General features: G+C 70.4%; 14 protein-coding genes and 1 pseudogene. 11 read left to right on the plus strand and 4 right to left on the minus strand.

What is annotated here, in order from left to right; genetic code table 11:
* Positions 1–49 precede the first annotated feature (49 nt).
* A complete protein-coding gene (locus tag AB0F11_RS20525; protein ID WP_362175527.1) occupies positions 50–934 on the plus strand; it encodes a haloalkane dehalogenase in 885 nt (294 codons plus the stop codon).
* Here the strand turns inward: AB0F11_RS20525 and AB0F11_RS20530 are convergent.
* Positions 897–1,166: an amidohydrolase family protein gene (locus tag AB0F11_RS20530; RefSeq protein ID WP_362175529.1), complete on the minus strand. Its 270-nt coding sequence runs from the start codon at positions 1,164–1,166 to the stop codon at positions 897–899. The two genes, AB0F11_RS20525 and AB0F11_RS20530, sit on opposite strands and share 38 nt — an antisense overlap.
* Positions 1,167–1,266: 100 nt before the next feature.
* Here AB0F11_RS20530 and AB0F11_RS20535 point away from each other — a divergent pair.
* Positions 1,267–1,557 (plus strand): annotated as a pseudogene (locus AB0F11_RS20535) (substrate-binding domain-containing protein); the annotation flags it as partial.
* 359 nt (positions 1,558–1,916) lie between these two features.
* Here AB0F11_RS20535 and AB0F11_RS20540 read toward each other — a convergent pair.
* Positions 1,917–2,807 carry an alpha/beta hydrolase gene (locus AB0F11_RS20540; protein ID WP_362175532.1) on the minus strand — a complete coding sequence of 297 codons (891 nt, stop codon included), beginning with the start codon at positions 2,805–2,807 and terminating at the stop codon, positions 1,917–1,919.
* A gap of 241 nt (positions 2,808–3,048) precedes the next feature.
* On the opposite strand from AB0F11_RS20540, the gene acnA reads away from it, so the two are divergent.
* The 4 genes from acnA (at position 3,049) to AB0F11_RS20560 (ending at position 9,406) form a co-directional block, all read left to right on the plus strand.
* Entirely contained in the window at positions 3,049–5,763 is a 2,715-nt protein-coding gene (gene acnA, locus AB0F11_RS20545; protein ID WP_362175534.1) for an aconitate hydratase AcnA, read from the plus strand.
* Positions 5,764–6,067: 304 nt separating this feature from the next.
* On the plus strand, positions 6,068–7,498 hold the full coding sequence (ngcE, locus tag AB0F11_RS20550; protein ID WP_362175537.1) for an N-acetylglucosamine/diacetylchitobiose ABC transporter substrate-binding protein: 1,431 nt from the start codon (positions 6,068–6,070) through the stop codon (positions 7,496–7,498).
* A 17-nt stretch (positions 7,499–7,515) separates the two neighbouring features.
* A complete protein-coding gene (locus tag AB0F11_RS20555) occupies positions 7,516–8,460 on the plus strand; it encodes a sugar ABC transporter permease (protein WP_362175540.1) in 945 nt (314 codons plus the stop codon).
* A 16-nt stretch (positions 8,461–8,476) separates the two neighbouring features.
* Positions 8,477–9,406: a carbohydrate ABC transporter permease gene (locus tag AB0F11_RS20560; protein ID WP_362175543.1), complete on the plus strand. Its 930-nt coding sequence runs from the start codon at positions 8,477–8,479 to the stop codon at positions 9,404–9,406.
* Here the strand turns inward: AB0F11_RS20560 and AB0F11_RS20565 are convergent.
* Positions 9,399–9,833, minus strand: coding sequence for a hypothetical protein (locus AB0F11_RS20565; protein ID WP_362175546.1), 435 nt, complete (start codon positions 9,831–9,833; stop codon positions 9,399–9,401). The genes AB0F11_RS20560 and AB0F11_RS20565 overlap by 8 nt on opposite strands.
* A gap of 87 nt (positions 9,834–9,920) precedes the next feature.
* A complete protein-coding gene (locus AB0F11_RS20570; protein WP_362175549.1) occupies positions 9,921–11,177 on the minus strand; it encodes a helix-turn-helix transcriptional regulator in 1,257 nt (418 codons plus the stop codon).
* Positions 11,178–11,619: 442 nt separating this feature from the next.
* Between AB0F11_RS20570 and AB0F11_RS20575 the strand changes: the two genes are divergently transcribed.
* The 5 genes from AB0F11_RS20575 to dxs all read left to right on the plus strand — a co-directional run bounded on the left by AB0F11_RS20575 (position 11,620) and on the right by dxs (position 18,602).
* Positions 11,620–12,822, plus strand: a complete 1,203-nt coding sequence (locus AB0F11_RS20575; protein ID WP_362175552.1) for an ROK family transcriptional regulator — start codon at positions 11,620–11,622, stop codon at positions 12,820–12,822.
* A 118-nt stretch (positions 12,823–12,940) separates the two neighbouring features.
* Entirely contained in the window at positions 12,941–14,062 is a 1,122-nt protein-coding gene (locus AB0F11_RS20580) for a substrate-binding domain-containing protein (RefSeq protein WP_362175555.1), read from the plus strand.
* Between the two features lie 277 nt (positions 14,063–14,339).
* Complete coding sequence (locus tag AB0F11_RS20585) at positions 14,340–15,128, plus strand: ATP-binding cassette domain-containing protein (protein ID WP_361902496.1); 789 nt, start codon at positions 14,340–14,342, stop codon at positions 15,126–15,128.
* Positions 15,129–15,169: 41 nt separating this feature from the next.
* Positions 15,170–16,429: a sugar ABC transporter permease gene (locus AB0F11_RS20590; RefSeq protein WP_362175615.1), complete on the plus strand. Its 1,260-nt coding sequence runs from the start codon at positions 15,170–15,172 to the stop codon at positions 16,427–16,429.
* Positions 16,430–16,685: 256 nt separating this feature from the next.
* Positions 16,686–18,602: a 1-deoxy-D-xylulose-5-phosphate synthase gene (gene dxs / locus AB0F11_RS20595; RefSeq protein WP_362175558.1), complete on the plus strand. Its 1,917-nt coding sequence runs from the start codon at positions 16,686–16,688 to the stop codon at positions 18,600–18,602.
* The last annotated feature ends 35 nt before the right edge of the window (positions 18,603–18,637 follow it).

The raw sequence follows: 18,637 nt of genomic DNA on the forward strand, positions 1-18,637 counted from the left end.
GAACGTTAGGTCCACCAATTAATGCACCAATCGATCTGAGGGGGCTCCCATGGCCACGGTCCGCGTTCTCGACTCGACGATGTACTACGAGGAGCGCGGCGCGGCGGACGCCGCGACCGTCTTCGTCTTCCTGCACGGCAACCCCACCTCCTCCCACCTCTGGCGGGGCGTCCTGCCCCGGATCGAGGGGGTGGACGAGGGCCGGGTCCGCCTCCTGGCGCCGGACCTCATCGGCATGGGCCGCTCCGGCAAGCCCGGCGGTGCCTACCGGTTCGCCGACCACGCCCGCTACCTGGACGGCTGGTTCGACGCCCTCGGCCTGGCCGACGTGGTCCTCGTCGGCCAGGACTGGGGCGGGGCGCTCGCCTTCGACTGGGCCGCCCGCCATCCCGGGCGGGTCCGGGGGATCGCCTTCATGGAAACGATCCTGCGGCCGATGACCTGGGAGGAGTACCCCGAGGGCGCCCGCGCCCGGTTCGAGGCGCTGCGCACGCCGGGCGTCGGCGAGGAGATGGTCCTGGACCGGAACCTCTTCATCGAGGACAGCATCGGGCAGACGGTCCTGACCGGGATCGGCGAGAGCGACCGCGCCGTCTACGCCGCCCCCTACCCGACCCGCGAGAGCCGCCTGCCCATGCTCCAGTGGGCCCGGTCGATGCCGCTCGGCGGCGAACCGGCCGACGTGGTCGCCCGGGTGGAGGCGTACGACGCCTGGCTCGCGGCGAGTGTGGAGGTGCCCAAGCTGCTGCTGACCTTCGACGGCTCGCCCGCCCTGATGGTCGGCCCGGCCCTGACCGCCTGGTGCGAGGAGAACATCGCCGCGCTGGAGACCGAGTACTGCGGGCAGGCGGCCCACCTGTGCCCGGAGGACCGGCCCGAGGAGATCGCGGCCGCCGTCAACGGCTGGGCGGCACGGCACGGGCTCGGCAAGTAGGCCGGCGGGGGGGGCCCGGAGCCCAGGGCCTGGGGCAGGGGGGAGGGGTTGCCTGTCCCTGCACCACCCGGCCGCCGACCAGCGTCAGCCGCACCCCGGTCCCGCTGATGTCGGCCACCGGACAGCGGGTCACGTCCCGGTCCAGGAGCACCAGGTCGGCCTCCTTGCCCGGCTCCACCGTGCCCGTCAGGGAGTCCGGGCCCAGCTGCCAGGCCGTCCCCGCCGTGTGCATCCGCAGCACCGAGCTCCGGCCGAGCCCCTCCAGCTCCGGGTACAGCGGGCCCGTACCGTACGCGCCTTGCCGGTCGATCGCCGTCCGCAGCTGGCGGCAGGTGCTGGCCGCTGCCGCGCGGCACGGGCTGCGGGTGCCGGAGGAGCTGCTGCTCGTGTGCGCGAGTGAGGATCCCGGGTACGGGGTGGGGGAGCCGGCGGTGACGACGCTGAGCCTGGAGCCGGAGCTGCTGGCCGAGCGGGCGGTGGCCGCGCTGGTCACCTTGGTCGAGGCGCCGCAGGCCGCCCCGCCGCCGTCGGTCCCCGTCCCGACCACCCTCACGCCCCGCACGTCGTCCCACCGCCCCGTGGCCCAGCCCCGGCCCCCGCGCCTGGATCGCCGGCAGGGCTGAGTTCGCCGCCCCGCGGCTCCGGGGAGCGTGACGCCGCGGCCGGGACCCCTGGGGCTCCGCCCCGGCCCCCGCGCCTCAAGCGCCGGCGGGGCTGGGTTTGCCGACCCTCGGCTTCGAAGGCGGGTGGTGGTGCCCAGGATTCCGGGGCGCTGCCCCATTGCTCCTGGTGGGCCCGGCTGCTGGGACGGGGTCCGCCAATTCAGCCTCGCCGGCGTTTGAGGCGCGGCTCCGGGCGGAGCCCGGTGCCCGGCGGAGCCGGGTTTCCTTGGGCTCCGCCCCGGAGCCGGTGCCTCGGGCGGCGGCGGGGGCCGGAATCGGCGGGCCCCGGCTCCGACAGTGGGGCACCCGGCCCGGGGGCGTCAGCCGAGGAAGGAGGCCGTGGCTGCCGTGAAGGCGGCTCGGTCGTCGAGCCACGGGAAGTGGCCGGCGGCGGGCTGGACGACCAGGGCCGCGTTCGGGAACAGGCCGGCGTACTGCGCCATCACCGACACCGGGCCCTGGACGTCGACGTCCCCGGCGAGGACCAGGACCGGCGATTCGAAGCGGGCGAGCGCGGCGCGCAGGGCCGCCGGGTCCCAGGCACCCTCGCTGCCGAAGACGGCTCCGGCCTCCTGGTTCTTGTGGGCGTCGCCCTCCGCGGCGAGCCGCTGGGCCGCCTCGTCCCAGCGCCCGTGGAAGAAGGGGGCGGCCGCCTTCCACTCGGCCGGGCCGCCCTCGCCCGCGACGATCCGCTCCAGGGCCGCGAACGCCTCCGCGAACCACGGCTCGGCCGCCCGCACCCGCGCCGTCTCCAGCCGCAGCTCGCCGCTGATCTCGATGCCGGCGGCCATCACGCTCGGGGTGATCAGGGCCAGCCGGCCGACGCGCTGCGGGTGCCGGGCTGCGTACAGGGCGCCCAGGTTGGCGCCGGCGCTGTGGGCCAGGACGTCCATCCGGTCCAGCCCGAGGTGGACCCGCAGCGCCTCCACGTCGTCGACCAGCCGGTCGCAGCGGTACGTGGCAGGGTCCGCCGGTACCGCGGAGCCGCCCGTTCCGCGCAGGTCCAGCTTGATCAGGCGGCGGTGCTCGGCGAGCCCGCCGAGGTCGCCGAAGTACTCGGAGTCCCGCATCGGGCCCCCGGGCAGGCAGATCAGGGCCGGTGCGGCCCCCGCCGCCGGGCCGGCCGTCACGCGGTACGCCAGTTCGGTGCCGTCGTATGACGTGAAACGGCGAAGAGAGGTTACAGGTGAGGTGGGAGAGGAAACAGGCATGCGGGCGACCCTCGCAGCGCCGCCGCGGCCCGGCAACCGGGTTTCCCGCCATGCCGCGCATGACCACGGCGCGGCAATGCACTAGAGTTATCTCGACATCGAGATATCTGCCGAAGGCGTACCGCAGCCGCCCCTGCTGGTAAGGGCTACCTAACTTAGCCTTACCTTAACGGATTGGCGCCAGGGCGTGGCGGCAGGATTGCGGTTATACGCGCGAATTTCATGCATGAAGGAGACTGTCGTGTCGGCGAACAGCTTCGACGCCCGCAGCACGCTGCAGGTGGGCGACGAGTCGTACGAGATCTTCCGGCTGGACAAGGTTGAGGGCTCGGCCCGCCTTCCCTACAGCCTGAAGGTGCTGCTGGAGAACCTGCTCCGCACCGAGGACGGCGCGAACATCACCGCCGACCACATCCGGGCCCTCGGCGGCTGGGACTCGCAGGCCCAGCCGAGCCAGGAGATCCAGTTCACGCCGGCCCGCGTGATCATGCAGGACTTCACCGGCGTCCCCTGTGTCGTGGACCTCGCCACCATGCGCGAGGCCGTGAAGGCGCTCGGCGGCGACCCGTCCAAGATCAACCCGCTGGCCCCGGCCGAGCTGGTCATCGACCACTCCGTCATCGCCGACAAGTTCGGCACCCCGGACGCGTTCACCCAGAACGTCGAGCTGGAGTACGGCCGCAACAAGGAGCGCTACCAGTTCCTGCGCTGGGGCCAGACCGCCTTCGACGAGTTCAAGGTCGTCCCGCCCGGCACCGGCATCGTCCACCAGGTGAACATCGAGCACCTGGCCCGCACGGTCATGGTGCGCAACGGCGTGGCGTACCCGGACACCCTGGTCGGCACCGACTCGCACACCACCATGGTCAACGGCCTCGGCGTCCTCGGCTGGGGCGTCGGCGGCATCGAGGCCGAGGCCGCGATGCTCGGCCAGCCGGTCTCCATGCTGATCCCGCGCGTCGTCGGCTTCAAGCTGACCGGCGAGCTGCCGACCGGCACCACCGCCACCGACCTGGTGCTCACGATCACCGAGATGCTGCGCAAGCACGGCGTCGTCGGCAAGTTCGTCGAGTTCTACGGCGAGGGCGTCGCCGCCACCTCGCTCGCGAACCGCGCCACCATCGGCAACATGTCGCCGGAGTTCGGCTCCACCGCCGCGATCTTCCCGATCGACGACGAGACGCTGAAGTACCTCAAGCTCACCGGCCGCTCCGAGCAGCAGGTCGCGCTCGTCGAGGCGTACGCCAAGGAGCAGGGCCTGTGGCTCGACCCGAAGGCCGAGCCGGACTTCTCCGAGAAGCTCGAGCTGGACCTGTCCACGGTCGTCCCGTCCATCGCCGGCCCGAAGCGCCCGCAGGACCGCATCGTCCTGGCCGAGGCCGCGCAGCAGTTCGCCCAGGACGTCCGCAACTACGTGGACGACGCGGACGAGGCGGGCAAGGAGTCCTTCCCGGCCTCCGACGCCCCGGCCCAGACCGACGGCGTGCCGACCCGCCCGACCCTGGTCACCCTGGCCGACGGCTCCTCCTTCGAGATCGACCACGGCGCCGTCACCGTCGCCGCGATCACCTCCTGCACCAACACCTCGAACCCCTACGTCATGGTCGCCGCGGCGCTCGTGGCCAAGAAGGCGGTCGAGAAGGGCCTGACCCGCAAGCCGTGGGTCAAGACCACCCTGGCCCCGGGCTCGAAGGTCGTCACCGACTACTTCGACAAGGCCGGCCTCACGCCGTACCTGGACAAGATCGGCTTCAACCTGGTCGGCTACGGCTGCACCACCTGCATCGGCAACTCCGGTCCGCTGGACGAGGAGATCTCGAAGGCGATCAACGAGCACGACCTCGCGGTCACCTCGGTCCTCTCGGGCAACCGCAACTTCGAGGGCCGCATCAACCCCGACGTCAAGATGAACTACCTGGCCTCCCCGCCGCTGGTCGTCGCGTACGCCATCGCGGGCTCCATGAAGGTGGACATCACCAAGGACGCCATCGGCATCGACACCGAGGGCAACCCGGTCTTCCTCAAGGACATCTGGCCCTCCGAGGCCGAGGTCAACGACGTCGTGGCCAACGCCATCGGCGAGGACATGTTCAACAAGTCCTACCAGGACGTCTTCGCGGGCGACGCCCAGTGGCAGGCGCTGCCGATCCCGACCGGCAACACCTTCGAGTGGGACCCGCAGTCCACCTACGTCCGCAAGCCCCCGTACTTCGAGGGCATGACCATGGAGACCACCCCGGTCTCCGACATCGCCGGCGCCCGCGTGCTGGCGAAGCTGGGCGACTCGGTCACCACCGACCACATCTCCCCGGCCGGTGCGATCAAGGCCGACACCCCGGCCGGCAAGTACCTCACCGAGCACGGCGTCGAGCGCCGCGACTTCAACTCGTACGGTTCCCGCCGCGGCAACCACGAGGTCATGATCCGCGGTACGTTCGCCAACATCCGCCTGCGCAACCAGATCGCGCCGGGCACCGAGGGCGGCTTCACCCGCGACTTCACCGTCGAGGGCGGCCCGGTCTCCTTCATCTACGACGCCTCCCAGAACTACCAGGCCGCCGGCATCCCGCTGGTCATCCTGGCGGGCAAGGAGTACGGCTCCGGCTCGTCCCGCGACTGGGCGGCCAAGGGCACCGCGCTGCTCGGCGTCAAGGCCGTCATCGCCGAGTCCTACGAGCGCATCCACCGCTCGAACCTGATCGGCATGGGCGTCCTGCCGCTGCAGTTCCCGGAGGGCGCCTCGGCCGCCTCCCTGGGCCTGACCGGCGAGGAGACCTTCTCCTTCACCGGTGTGGAGGAGCTGAACAACGGCACCACCCCGCGCACCGTGAAGGTCACCACCGACTCCGGCGTGGAGTTCGACGCGGTCGTCCGCATCGACACCCCCGGTGAGGCGGACTACTACCGCAACGGCGGCATCATGCAGTACGTGCTCCGCAACCTGATCCGCGGCTAAACACGGATCGCGCGCGAGATCGCGCCAGAAAGGGCCGTATCCCCCATCGGGGGGTACGGCCCTTTCGCGCGTCCGGGTGGCGGAGCCGGGTTTCGCGGAGGTCTCAACTCGGAAAAGCTGACAGACATGGCTGTGCATGATCTTGCTCACATGAACGGGAGTGGACTATACCTGTGCGCGTCCGGCCCACCGCGGTGCAGCGGCCCCGGACCGGGGGGAGGGACGGGGAGCTGCGGAGATGTCCGCATCTGCGGCAACCGTCGTGATTTCCGGCCTCCTTCACACTTCTGACGAAGGCGAGGACATGAGCATGGGATCCACTGGTGAGGGCCTCGGGCGCCGTGACCTGATCAAGCGCTCCGCAGCACTCGGACTTGTCTCGGTGCCGACGATGGGCTTCCTGTCCGCCTGCGCCTCGGGCGGGGACGCGACCGCGAAGGGACCGGACAAGGCCGCGGTGACCAAGGAGAACCCGTTCGGCGTAGCCAAGAACGGCAAGCTGGACGTCGTCGTCTTCAAGGGCGGTTTCGGCGACGACTACGCGAAGGCCTGGGAGGCCGCCTTCGACAAGAAATGGGGCACCACCAGCTCCCACCTGGGCACCCAGGAGATCGCCGCCAAGCTCCAGCCCCGCTTCAACGGCGGCAACCCGCCGGACGTCGTCGACGACTCCGGCGCCCAGCAGATCAAGATCGACGTGCTGGCCAAGGGCGGCCAGCTCGCGGACCTCACGCCGGTCCTCGACGCGCCCTCGCTCGACGACCCGACCAAGAAGGTCCGCGACTCCCTGATCCCCGGCACCATCGAACAGGGCACCCAGGGCGGCAAGTTCGTCGCCCTCTACTACGTCTACACCGTGTACGGCTTCTGGTACTCCGGCAAGCTCTTCAAGGAGAAGGGCTGGACCGAGCCGAAGACCTGGGACCAGTTCCTCGACATCTGCACCAAGGCCCGCGACGCCGGCATCGGCGGCCTCGCCCACCAGGGCAAGTACCCGTACTACATCAACGTCGTCATCATGGACCTGATCGCCAAGAAGGGCGGTCTGGAGGCCATGAAGGCCATCGACAACCTGGAGCCGAACGCCTTCGAGGGCAACCCGGCCGCCCTGGCCGCGGTCGAGGCCGTCTACGAGATCGTGGAGAAGGGCCTGCTGATGGCCGGCACCAACGGCCTGACGCACACCGAGTCCCAGACCGCCTGGAACCAGTACAAGGCGGCCTTCATCCCCTCCGGCTCGTGGCTGGAGAACGAGCAGCTCAAGCAGACCCCGGACGACTTCGACATGAAGTTCCTGCCCGTGCCGCTGCTGGCCGACAGCAAGCTGCCCTTCGAGGCCATCCGGGCGGGCGCGGGCGAGCCCTTCATCGTCCCCGAGAAGGCCGCGAACAAGCCCGCCGGCCTGGAGTTCCTGCGCTCCATGCTGTCGCGCGAATGGTCGACGCTCTTCGCCCAGCAGGCCAACTCGCTCACCGTCGTCAAGGACGGCGTCGACCCGGGCGTCAAGCTGCGCCCGGGCACCCAGTCGGCCGTGGCCGCCGTCAAGGCCGCCGGGGCGAACACGTTCAACTACCTGTACCCCGACTGGTACAGCGAAATGGACAACGAGATCCAGAACGCGTCCAATGAGCTGATGGCCAAGCGCATCCAGCCGAAGGAGTGGATCAAGCGGGCCCAGGCCGCGGTGGACAAGGCCGCCAAGGACCCGAACGCGAAGAACAACCGCCGCAGCTGACGCCAGGGACGGACCCCATGAGCCACGTAGCCCGGACCCGAGGACGGATCGGCTTCATCGCCGGCTTCCTCGTCCTGCCGCTCGCGCTGTACCTCACGTTCGTCATCTGGCCCTACGTCCAGACCTTCGGCTACTCCTTCACCGACTGGTCCGGCCAGTCGCCCACCTTCAACTTCGTGGGCTGGGACAACTACACGGCCCTGATGAAGGACGAGGTCTTCCGCGGCGCCCTGTGGCACAACCTGCTGCTCCTGGTGTTCGTCCCGACCGTCACCATCCTGCTGGCCCTCTTCTTCGCCTTCATGGTGAACGCGGGAGGGCGCAGCGGGGCCGGCGGGGTGCGGGGCGTGCGCGGCTCCTCCGTCTACAAGATCGTCTACTTCTTCCCGCAGGTCCTCTCCCTCGCCATCCTCGCCGTCCTCTTCGGCGCCGTGTACCGCAGCGACGAGGGCGGCCTCCTCAACGGCTTCCTCACCCGGCTGGGCCTGGTCGACCCCGGCCACCCCGTCGAATGGCTCAACGAGCCCGACCTCGTCCTGTGGTGCCTGCTGCTCGTGGTGGTCTGGCACGGGGTCGGCTTCTACCTCGTGCTGTTCTCGGCGGCCATGCAGTCCGTGCCGAAGGACATCTACGAGGCCGCCCTCCTCGACGGCGCGGGGCGCGCCCAGACCTTCCTGAAGGTCACGCTGCCGCTGCTGTGGGACGCCGTGCAGACCTCCGCGGTCTACCTCGGCATCGCCGCCATGGACATGTTCGTGCTGGTGTCGACGATGACCTCCGGCCAGTTCGGCGGCGGGCCCGACCACCACAGCGAGGTCATGGCCACGGTCCTGATGCGCAACTTCCTCTACTTCGGCAAGAGCGGCTACGCCTGCGCCATGGGCGTGGTGATGCTCCTCCTGACCATGATCCTCTCCGTCGTCACGCTGCGCGCCACCCGCCGCGAGCGCATCGAGTTCTGAGCGGGAGACCACCACCATGACCACAGTGATCAAGGCGCCGGGGGAGTCCTCGGCGGAGAAGCCCGGGGCCGGCGGCGGCCGCCCTGCGCGGGGCGCCGGGCGCGGTTCCGACGGGACGGCGCTGAACGTCTTCTCCCACGGCTTCCTCGCCGTCTGGGCGGTGCTGATCGTCCTGCCGCTCGTCTGGCTGACCCTCGGGTCCTTCAAGACGGACGCCCAGATCGGCGGCTCGGCCCTCAGCTGGCCCTCGAACTGGCACTTCGACGCGTTCTCCCGCGCCTGGGACAAGGGCATCGGCGACTACTTCGCCCACACGCTGATCGTGATGGCCTTCTCGGTCCCGCTGACCATGCTGCTGGGCTCGATGGCCGCGTACGTGCTGGCCCGCTATCCCTTCCCGGGCAACCGGGTCGTCTACTACTTCTTCGTCAGCGGGGCCATGTTCCCCGTCTTCCTGGCGCTGGTCCCGCTGTTCTTCATGGTCAAGCGCTTCGACATGCTCAACACCTACCAGGGCCTGATCCTGGTGTACGTCGCGTACTCGATGCCGTTCACCGTCTTCTTCATGCACTCGTTCTTCCGTACGCTGCCGACGGCCGTGCACGAGGCGGCGGTGATCGACGGGGCCTCCGACAGCCGGATCTTCTTCCAGGTGATGCTCCCGATGGCCCGGCCCGGGCTGATCAGCGTCGGGATCTTCAACGTCCTGGGCCAGTGGAACCAGTACATCCTGCCCTCGGTGCTGATGCAGCCGCAGACCGGCTCGGACCCCGAGCGCTACATGCTCACCCAGGGCCTGATCCAGCTGCAGTACCAGATGGGGTACGAGACGGACCTGCCGGTGCTGTTCGCCGGCGTGACCATCGCGATGATCCCGATGCTGGTGGTCTACCTCTCCTTCCAGCGCCAGATCCAGGCGGGCCTGACCTCGGCCACGCTCAAGTAGCCGGATGCGGCGCCCGCCGCGCGCGGTGCTCGCGCAGGGCCCTGAGCATGGTCCGGGCCAGGAGCGCCAGCAGGCGGGCGTACGCGAGGTTGCCGGACCTGTCGTGGCGGGCGTCCGCCGCCGGGTCCGCCGAGGCCAGGTCGGCCCAGTCCCGCAGGGCGCCGGCCGCCCGCGCGGAGCGCTGGGGCGCGGGGATCTCGCCGAGGCCGACCGCGAGGGTCTTGCAGTGCGTGATCAGCCGGTCGGTCAGCCGGGCCAGCTCCGGTGGTGCGGGCTCGGTGGTGAGCGCCGCGACGACGTCCCGCTCGGCCTCGGCCTCGACGGCCGCCTCGATGGCGTTCGCGAGGTCGAGGATCAGCGCGCCGAAGTCGGTGAACCCGATCCCGACCGCTTCCTGTTCCCGGTCATGCCCCTCTTCGCCGTGCACGGCTGCTCCCTACCGTCGTCCGCGGGTCATGGGACGACGGTAGGTGCCCGGCGGGCGGATGAGGGGCCGGGTTTCGGCCTCCCTTGCTCAGGCAGCCGGCATGCCGATGTCCACGGCGAGCCGGCTCGCGCGCTGCCGGCGCTCGGGCGTCCGGGAGGCCGCCTCCTCCAGCACCATCCGCTTCGCGTAGCCGTTGTACCGGACCGTCTCCGGTGCCGTCGCGTGGGCCTGCTCCAGCGTGCTCAGCGCCGTCTCGTACTGGCCGTCGAGGTAGTACGCACGGGCCTGCTCGATCCGGTGCCGGGCCCTTCGCGGACGGGAGGCGATGGACAGGGCCCCGGCGCGGTTGGCCTGCCGTACGGACTCGCCCCCGGCGCGCAGCTCCACGGCGACCGTGACGCCGTGGGCGCCCATCACGGCCCGGCCGAAGCTGGTCACGCGGTGGAAGTAGGCCGCGGGGAGCCGCTGGGCGATCAGGTCGGCCCGGTCCCACCAGCCCCAAGCCGTGCCGCTGTCCCTGCGCCGGGCTGCGGTGAAGCCCGCCTCGAACCTCAGAGCGCCCGCCACGGCCCGGACGTCGACGGGAGCGCCCGGCAGGAGCGGTTCCAAGAGCCGCAGCGCGTCCATGACGACGGCGTCCGCCGCGTCGTAGTGGCCGGGGCCCGAGTCGCGGTGGGCCTGCGCCGTGAGCCAGGCCGCCACTCCGATCGCGTGGGGATCCTCGGATTCCTGCGCCGCGACCATGCCGCGGTCGGCGATGCGCCACAGGAGCGAGGGATCCGGCTGGTAGGCGACGAAGAACTGGGCGAGGAAGTACACCTCGGCCAGCAGCGCCTGCGCCGTGCGCCTGTCCTGTGCCCTGTCCGCCTGGCGCACCAGCAGCCGGGCGTCGCGGATGAGGCCGGGGAGCAGTCCGCCCAGCACCTCCCGATGGTGCGGTGCGTCGTGCCGTGCCGACCAGGCGGAGTCCAGGGCGGCCCGCAGGTAGGCGGCCGTCGGCGCCTGGCGGTCGCCGGAGGAGGGGAACGCGTCCAGAGCGGCGGCGACGGCCGGAAGCCTGTCGTGCCCCGGCCCGACGAACAGGTCGACGTGCGGTTCGGCCCCGACCTCGCCCACGAGGTCGTTCAGCCGGCGGACGCGGAGGATCTCGGCGATGCGGAGGATCTCCGGCAGCCGCGGCATCTGCAGGGTGCCGGTCTCGATCTTCTTGACCCAGGACGGATGGTGGCCGAGGAGTCCCGCCAACTGCTCGCGGGTCATGCCTCGGCGGTTGCGGTAGATCTGGACTCTCTGCCCGAACGCGACGGGGTTGTCGTACGGCCCCGGAGTAGCACCAGGTGACATGGCGGCCTCGCCTTTCTCCTTGCGGCTCGACTCTGTCAGCGTAGGGGGCGCGGCGGTTCCCGTGTGATCCAGAACGCACAAGAGCGTCCCTGGCGGCGTGAGTTGGAGGGGGCCTGCGCTCCGGCCGGCGTCAGCGGATCCGGGTGCCGTGCCGCTTCTTTCGGGGCGATGCCCTGTACACCGGGGCGGGGTCGGAGCGAGTCGGCCGGGCCGCAGCGGACCGGTGCACCCGGCGGCCGGAGCACGATCTAGAAGGTTGTCTCTCATACTTATGACCGGGTAGGCCCGTTTCGTGATGTGTCCGCCTCTTGACGTGTGGAGGCCCAAAGGCTCGACTTAAGGTTCACAAGTTGTAGAGACGCCGGGGTCTCGGAGCCAGCAGCCGCGATCGCCGGCCGGGGGGCGACGGTCGCCGTCGCTTATGGGCAGGAGTGGATGAGTCGTGCAGACTCCCGGATCGCAGTCTTCGCTGCACCGCGCGAATCTCGAACGGGTCGTGCGGGCCGTGCGGCTCGCGGGTTCGCTGACCCAGGCGGAGATCGCCCGGTCCACCGGACTGTCGGCGGCCACGGTCTCCAACATCGTCCGGGAACTCAAGGACGGCGGGACCGTCGAGGTCACGGACACCTCCTCGGGCGGCCGCCGGGCGCGCAGCGTCTCCCTCAGCGGCGACGCGGGCATCGTCATCGGCGTGGACTTCGGCCACACCCACCTGCGGGTCGCGGTCGGCAACCTGGCCCACCAGGTGCTGGCCGAGGAGTCGGCCCCGCTCGACGTGGACGCCTCCTGGCAAGACGGCTTCGACCGGGCGGAAGCCCTGGTCGGACAGCTTATCCAGACCATAGGGGTCGGCCTGGAGAAGGTCATCGGCGTCGGCCTCGGCGTCCCCGGTCCGATCGACGTGGAGTCCGGGACGCTCGGCTCCACCGCGATCCTGCCGGGCTGGTCGGGGATCAACCCGCGCCAGGAGCTCTCGCAGCGCCTGGGCGTGCCGGTGTACGTGGACAACGACGCCAACCTCGGCGCGCTGGGCGAGCTGGTGTGGGGCAGCGGCCGGGGGGTCAAGGACCTCGCGTACATCAAGGTGGCGAGCGGTGTGGGCGCCGGCCTGGTGATAAACGGCCAGATCTACCGGGGCCCGGGCGGCACGGCGGGGGAGATCGGGCACATCACGCTCGACGAGTCCGGCCCCGTCTGCCGCTGCGGCAACCGCGGCTGCCTGGAGACCTTCGCCGCCGCCCGGTACGTGCTGCCGCTGCTGCAGAGCACGCACGGGCCGGAGCTGACGATGGAGCGGGTGGTGGAGCTGGCCCGCGAGGGCGACCCGGGGTGCCGCCGGGTCATCGCCGACGTAGGCCGCCATGTGGGTAGTGGCGTCGCGAACCTCTGCAACGTTTTGAACCCGAGCCGCGTGGTGCTGGGCGGTTCGCTCGCCGAGGCCGGTGAGCTGGTGCTGGCGCCCATACGCGAGTCCGTGGGGCGGTACGCGATCCCCAGCGCGGCCCGCCAACTCTCCGTTCTCACCGGCTCGTTGGGGGCCCGGGCCGAGGTGCTGGGGGCACTGGCCCTGGTGCTCAGCGAGATGGGCGATTCAACCCTTTTGACCGATTCGCCGTCGCTGAAGCTCTTGCCTTCAGTTAGATAACGGATGGCACCGTTGTCATCTCGTTAAGGATTCACTCCTTGACGACAAACTTGCGGCCGAGGTTGACTCACACCCACCTCGGCCGCAGTGTTGCGGCCTCGTCAGGGAGGTTCAGGAAATGAACGCGCGTATGCGTAGAGCTGCCGTTGTCGTCGCCGCCGGCGCTGCGGCCGTGTCCCTCGCCGCCTGTGGCAGTGCCAAGGAAGCCGGCACCAAGCCGAAGGAGTCCGCCGCCTCCGCCGCGGCCTCCGGCGGGGCCATCAAGATCGGTCTGCTCCTGCCCGAGAACCAGACCGCGCGCTACGAGAAGTTCGACAAGCCGCTCATCGAGAAGAAGGTCGCCGAGCTCACCGGTGGCAAGGGCACGGTCGTCTACGCCAACGCCAAGCAGGACGCGACCACGCAGAACTCGCAGGTCGACACGATGATCACCAACAAGGTGAACGTCCTGATCGTCGACGCGGTCGACTCCAAGGCGATCGCCGGCGCGGTCAAGCGGGCCAAGGACGCCGGCATCCCGGTCGTCTCCTACGACCGCCTCGCCGAGGGCCCGATCGACGCCTACACCTCCTTCGACAACGAAGAGGTCGGCAAGGTCCAGGGCAAGGCCCTGCTGGAGGCCCTGGGCGACAAGGCCAAGGACGGCGACATCGTCATGATGAACGGGTCGGTCACCGACCCCAACGCCGCCCTGTTCAAGAAGGGCGCCCACTCCGTCCTCGACGGCAAGGTGAACGTCGGCAAGGAGTACGACACCAAGGAGTGGAAGCCGGAGAACGCCAACACCAACATGGCGGGCGCGATCTCCGCGCTCGGCAAGGACAAGATCATCGGCGTCTACTCCGCCAACGACGGCATGGCCGGCGGCATCATCACCGCCCTGAAGGCCGCCGGCATGAACCCGCTGCCCCCGGTCACCGGCCAGGACGCCGAACTCGCCGGCGTGCAGCGCATCGTCGCCGGTGAGCAGTTCATGAGCGTCTACAAGCCGTACGCCCCCGAGGCCGAGGCCGCCGCCAAGATGGCCGTCGCCCTCGCCAAGGGCGAGAAGCTCGACGCGGTGGCCACGTCGAAGTACGACAGCCCCACCACCAAGGACGTGCCCTCGGTCCTCGTCCCGGTCGTCTCGCTGACCAAGAGCAACATCAAGGACACTGTCATCAAGGACGGTGTCTACACGGCCGACGAGATCTGCACCGACAAGTACGCGGCCGCCTGCTCCGCCCTCGGCCTGAAGTAGGCCCCCGCGGCCCCCGTCCGGGCCGCACGCAGGCCACGCCGGCCCGATTCGGGCCGGCCGAGGCCCCGCACCGGCCCTGCGGCGGTGCGAGGCCACAGCGTCCCTGTCGGCCGGAGGCCCGCCCCCGCGGCCTCCGGTCCACCGGGACCCCCGCGCCTGCCCGGCGCCCCGCCCCCGCTTTCCCCGCCACCGCGGGGCGCCGGGCAGAAACGATTCCTCATCCACCCCGCTCCTGCACTTTCTGCACGACATCCCCGCCGGTCAGGCGGCGAAGGAGATGGTTCATGTGTCCGCTGCGCCCGTGCTGGCGTTGCGAGGGGTCTCGAAGCGATTCGGTGCCGTCCAGGCGCTCACCGACGTAGAGCTCGAGATCCACTCCGGCGAGGTGGTCGCCCTGGTCGGCGACAACGGCGCCGGCAAGTCCACGCTCGTCAAGACGATCGCCGGCGTCCACCCCATCGATGACGGCGTCATCGAGTGGCAAGGCAAGCCGGTCTCGATCGGCAAGCCCCACGACGCCCAGAACCTGGGCATCGCGACGGTCTACCAGGACCTCGCGCTGTGCGACAACATCGACGTCGTCGGCAACCTCTTCCTGGGTCGCGAGCTCAAGCGCCGCGGCGTCCTGGACGAGGTGGAGATGGAGCGCCGCGCCCGCGAGCTCCTGACCACCCTGTCCATCCGGATCCCCAGTGTCCGCATCCCCATCGCCTCGCTCTCCGGCGGCCAGCGCCAGACCGTGGCGATCGCCCGCTCGATGCTCGGCGAGCCGCAGCTCGTCATCCTCGACGAGCCCACCGCCGCCCTCGGCGTCGAGCAGACCGCACAGGTCCTCGACCTGGTGGAGCGGCTGCGCGAGCGCGGCCACGCGGTCATCCTCATCAGCCACAACATGGCCGATGTGAAGGCCGTCGCCGACCGGGTGGCGGTGCTGCGGCTCGGCCGCAACAACGGTGTCTTCAAGGTCGCCGAAACCTCGCAGGAAGAGATCATCTCCGCCATCACCGGAGCCACGGACAACGCCGTGACCCGCCGGGCGGCCCGCACCGGGGAGGCGCGCAAGTGAGCACCGAACACCACACCGCGGGGCACCACACCGCGGAGGACGTGGCCAAGCTGGCCAACCCCGCTGCCCCGGCCGACGCCATTCCCGCAGTGGACCCGCGCCTGCTCGTGCGCGAGCAGGGCCTGTCCGGCTACCTGAGCGAGTTCGGCCGCAAGATGAAGGCCGGAGACCTGGGCTCCCTCCCGGTCGTCATCGGCCTGATCGTCATCTGGGGCATCTTCCAGGGGCTGAACTCGAACTTCCTCTCCCCGGAGAACCTCACCAACATCGCGATCACGATGGTCGCCACCGGCATGATGGCCGTCGGCATCATCTTCGTGCTGCTGCTCGGCGAGATCGACCTGTCCGTCGGCTCCGTCAGCGGTGTCGCGGGCGCCCTCTTCGCCGTCCTGGCCGTCACCAACGGCGTCAACGAGTGGGTCGCGATCCTCGCGGCCGTCGCGGGCGGCGCCCTGATCGGTGCGATCCACGGCTTCTTCTTCGCCAAGATCGGCGCGCCGGCCTTCGCCGTCACCCTGTCGGGCCTGCTGTTCTGGTCCGGCGCGATGCTGCAGATCCTCGGCAGCAACGGCACGATCAACATCGACGCCGACGGTGCCGTGGGCCAGCTCACCACGTACTACTTCTCCGACGTGGCCGCCGCCTACGGCCTGGCCGCCGTCGCCACGGCCGCGTACTTCCTGGCCGCGTTCTCCGACAACCGCCGCCGCCAGGCCGCGGGCGTCCCCTCCCGCCCCACCAGCGAGATCCTGCTGCGCACCGGCCTGCTCGCGGTGTTCACCTTCGGCCCGGCCGCGGTGTTCAACCAGTACAAGGGCCTCCCGCTCGCGGTGGTGCTCTTCGTCCTGGTCCTGGTCGGTACGGACTTCCTCCTGCGCCGCACCACCTTCGGCCGCAACGTGTTCGCCCTCGGCGGCAGCGTCGAGGCCTCCCGTCGCGCGGGCATCAACGTCGCCGGCATCCGCATCGCGGTGTTCTCCATCGCGGGCACCTTCGCCGCCATCGGCGGGCTCTTCTGGTGCTCCAAGATCGCGGCGGCCAACCAGAGCGCCGGCGCCGGCGACCTGCTGATGAACGTGATCGCGGCGGCCGTGATCGGCGGCACCAGCCTCTTCGGCGGCCGTGGCCGGACCTGGAACGCCCTCCTCGGCGTCATGGTCATCACCTCGATCCAGTACGGTCTGGCTCTCGAGGGAATCGCCACGCCCATCCAGTACATGATCACCGGTGCGGTGCTGCTGGCCACCGTGGTGATCGACTCGGTCACCCGCAAGACCCAGAAGACGGCCGGACGCGCCTGACACCGCGCCCCGGCGCGGTCAGACCGGTCACAGTGCCCGGTGCCACCCCAGCGGTGGCGCCGGGCACCTGTGCGTGCATCCGGGAGGTACGCACATGCGGGCAACTGTGGGGGAATACGCCCGAATGTGATGTGTGACATCGGACGAATCCGTACAGGATGACAAAGCTGTGACCCGCCTGCGGCAGCCCGATGACCGCGGTCGGCGACGGAACATTAGACTCGACAGACCAGCAAGCAACTGCAAGGAGGCACGGGTGCTGCTGACCCGCATCAAGGGACCGCGCGATCTGGACCGGCTCAGCCAGGAGGAGCTGGTTCAGCTCGCCGCCGAGATCAGGTCCTTCCTCGTCGACGCCGTCTCCAAGACCGGCGGGCACCTCGGCCCCAACCTCGGCGTGGTCGAACTGACGATCGCCCTGCACCGGGTCTTCGAATCGCCCAAGGACAAGGTCCTCTTCGACACGGGCCACCAGGCCTACGTCCACAAGCTCCTCACCGGCCGCCAGGACTTCGCCGGCCTGCGCACCAAGGGCGGCCTGTCCGGCTACCCCTCGCGCGCCGAGTCCGAGCACGACGTGATCGAGAACTCCCACGCCTCCACGGTGCTGGGCTGGGCCGACGGCCTGGCCAAGGCGAACGAGGTCCTCGGCCGCGCCGACCACCACGTGGCCGCGGTCATCGGCGACGGCGCCCTCACCGGCGGTATGGCCTGGGAGGCGCTGAACAACATCGCCGCCGCCAAGGACCGCCCGCTGGTCATCGTCGTCAACGACAACGAGCGCTCGTACGGCCCCACCATCGGCGGCCTCGCCAACCACCTGGCCACCCTGCGCACCACCGACGGCTACGAGCGCTTCCTCGCCCGCGGCAAGGAGATCCTGGAGCGCACGCCCGTCGTCGGCAAGCCGCTCTTCGAGACCCTGCACGGCGCCAAGAAGGGCCTGAAGGACTTCATCGCCCCGCAGGGCATGTTCGAGGACCTGGGCCTGAAGTACATCGGCCCCATCGACGGCCACGACATCGAGGCCCTGGAGTCCGCCCTCCAGCGCGCCAAGCGCTTCAGCGGCCCGGTCATCGTCCACTGCCTCACCCAGAAGGGCCGCGGCTACACCCCGGCCCTGGAGCACGAGGCGGACCGCTTCCACGCGGTCGGCGTCATCCACCCCGACACCGGCCTGCCGGTGAAGACCGCCGCCGCCAGCTGGACCTCCGTCTTCGCCGACGAGATGGTCAAGATCGGCCACGAGCGCCCGGACGTCGTCGGCATCACCGCCGCCATGCTCCACCCGGTCGGCCTCAACAAGTTCGCCGAGGCCTTCCCGGACCGCATCTACGACGTCGGCATCGCCGAGCAGCACGGCGCGACCTCCGCGGCGGGCCTGGCCACGGGCGGCGTCCACCCGGTCTTCGCCGTGTACGCCACCTTCCTCAACCGTGCCTTCGACCAGGTCCTGATGGACGTGGCCCTGCACAAGTGCGGCGTCACCTTCGTCCTGGACCGGGCCGGCGTCACCGGCGACGACGGTGCCAGCCACAACGGCATGTGGGACATGTCGATCCTGCAGGTCGTCCCCGGCCTCAGGCTCGCCGCCCCGCGCGACGCCGAGCAGCTGCGAGCCCAGCTGCGCGAGGCCGTGGAGGTCAAGGACGCCCCGACCGTGGTTCGCTTCTCCAAGGGCGTCGTGGGCCCGGCCGTCCCGGCCATCGGCCGGATCGGCGGCATGGACCTGCTGCGCGCCCCCGCCCCCGAGGTCACCCGTCCGGACGTACTGCTCGTCTCGGTCGGCGCGCTCGCCCCGATGTGCCTGGAGATCGCCGACCTCCTCGACAAGCAGGGCATCTCCACCACCGTCGTCGACCCGCGCTGGGTCAAGCCGGTCGACGAGGCCCTCGCCCCGCTCGCCGAACAGCACCGCGTGGTCGTCACCGTCGAGGACAACGGCCGCACCGGCGGTGTGGGCGCCGCCGTCTCGCAGGCGCTGCGCGACGCGGGCGTCGACGTACCGCTGCGCGACTTCGGCATCCCGCAGCGCTTCCTCGACCACGCCCTGCGCAAGGAGATCCTGGCGGAGATCGGCCTGACCGCACCGGACATCGCCCGGCAGGTCACCGGTCTGGTCGCCAAGCTGGACGGCCGTTTCGACAGCGAGCCGGCCGCCGCGGTCGACTAGTTCCGAAAACCGCCTGGCGCGCCGGTCCGTGGACC

The organism is Streptomyces sp. NPDC032472 (assembly GCF_040636955.1).
Taxonomy (GTDB): Bacteria; Actinomycetota; Actinomycetes; order Streptomycetales; family Streptomycetaceae; genus Streptomyces.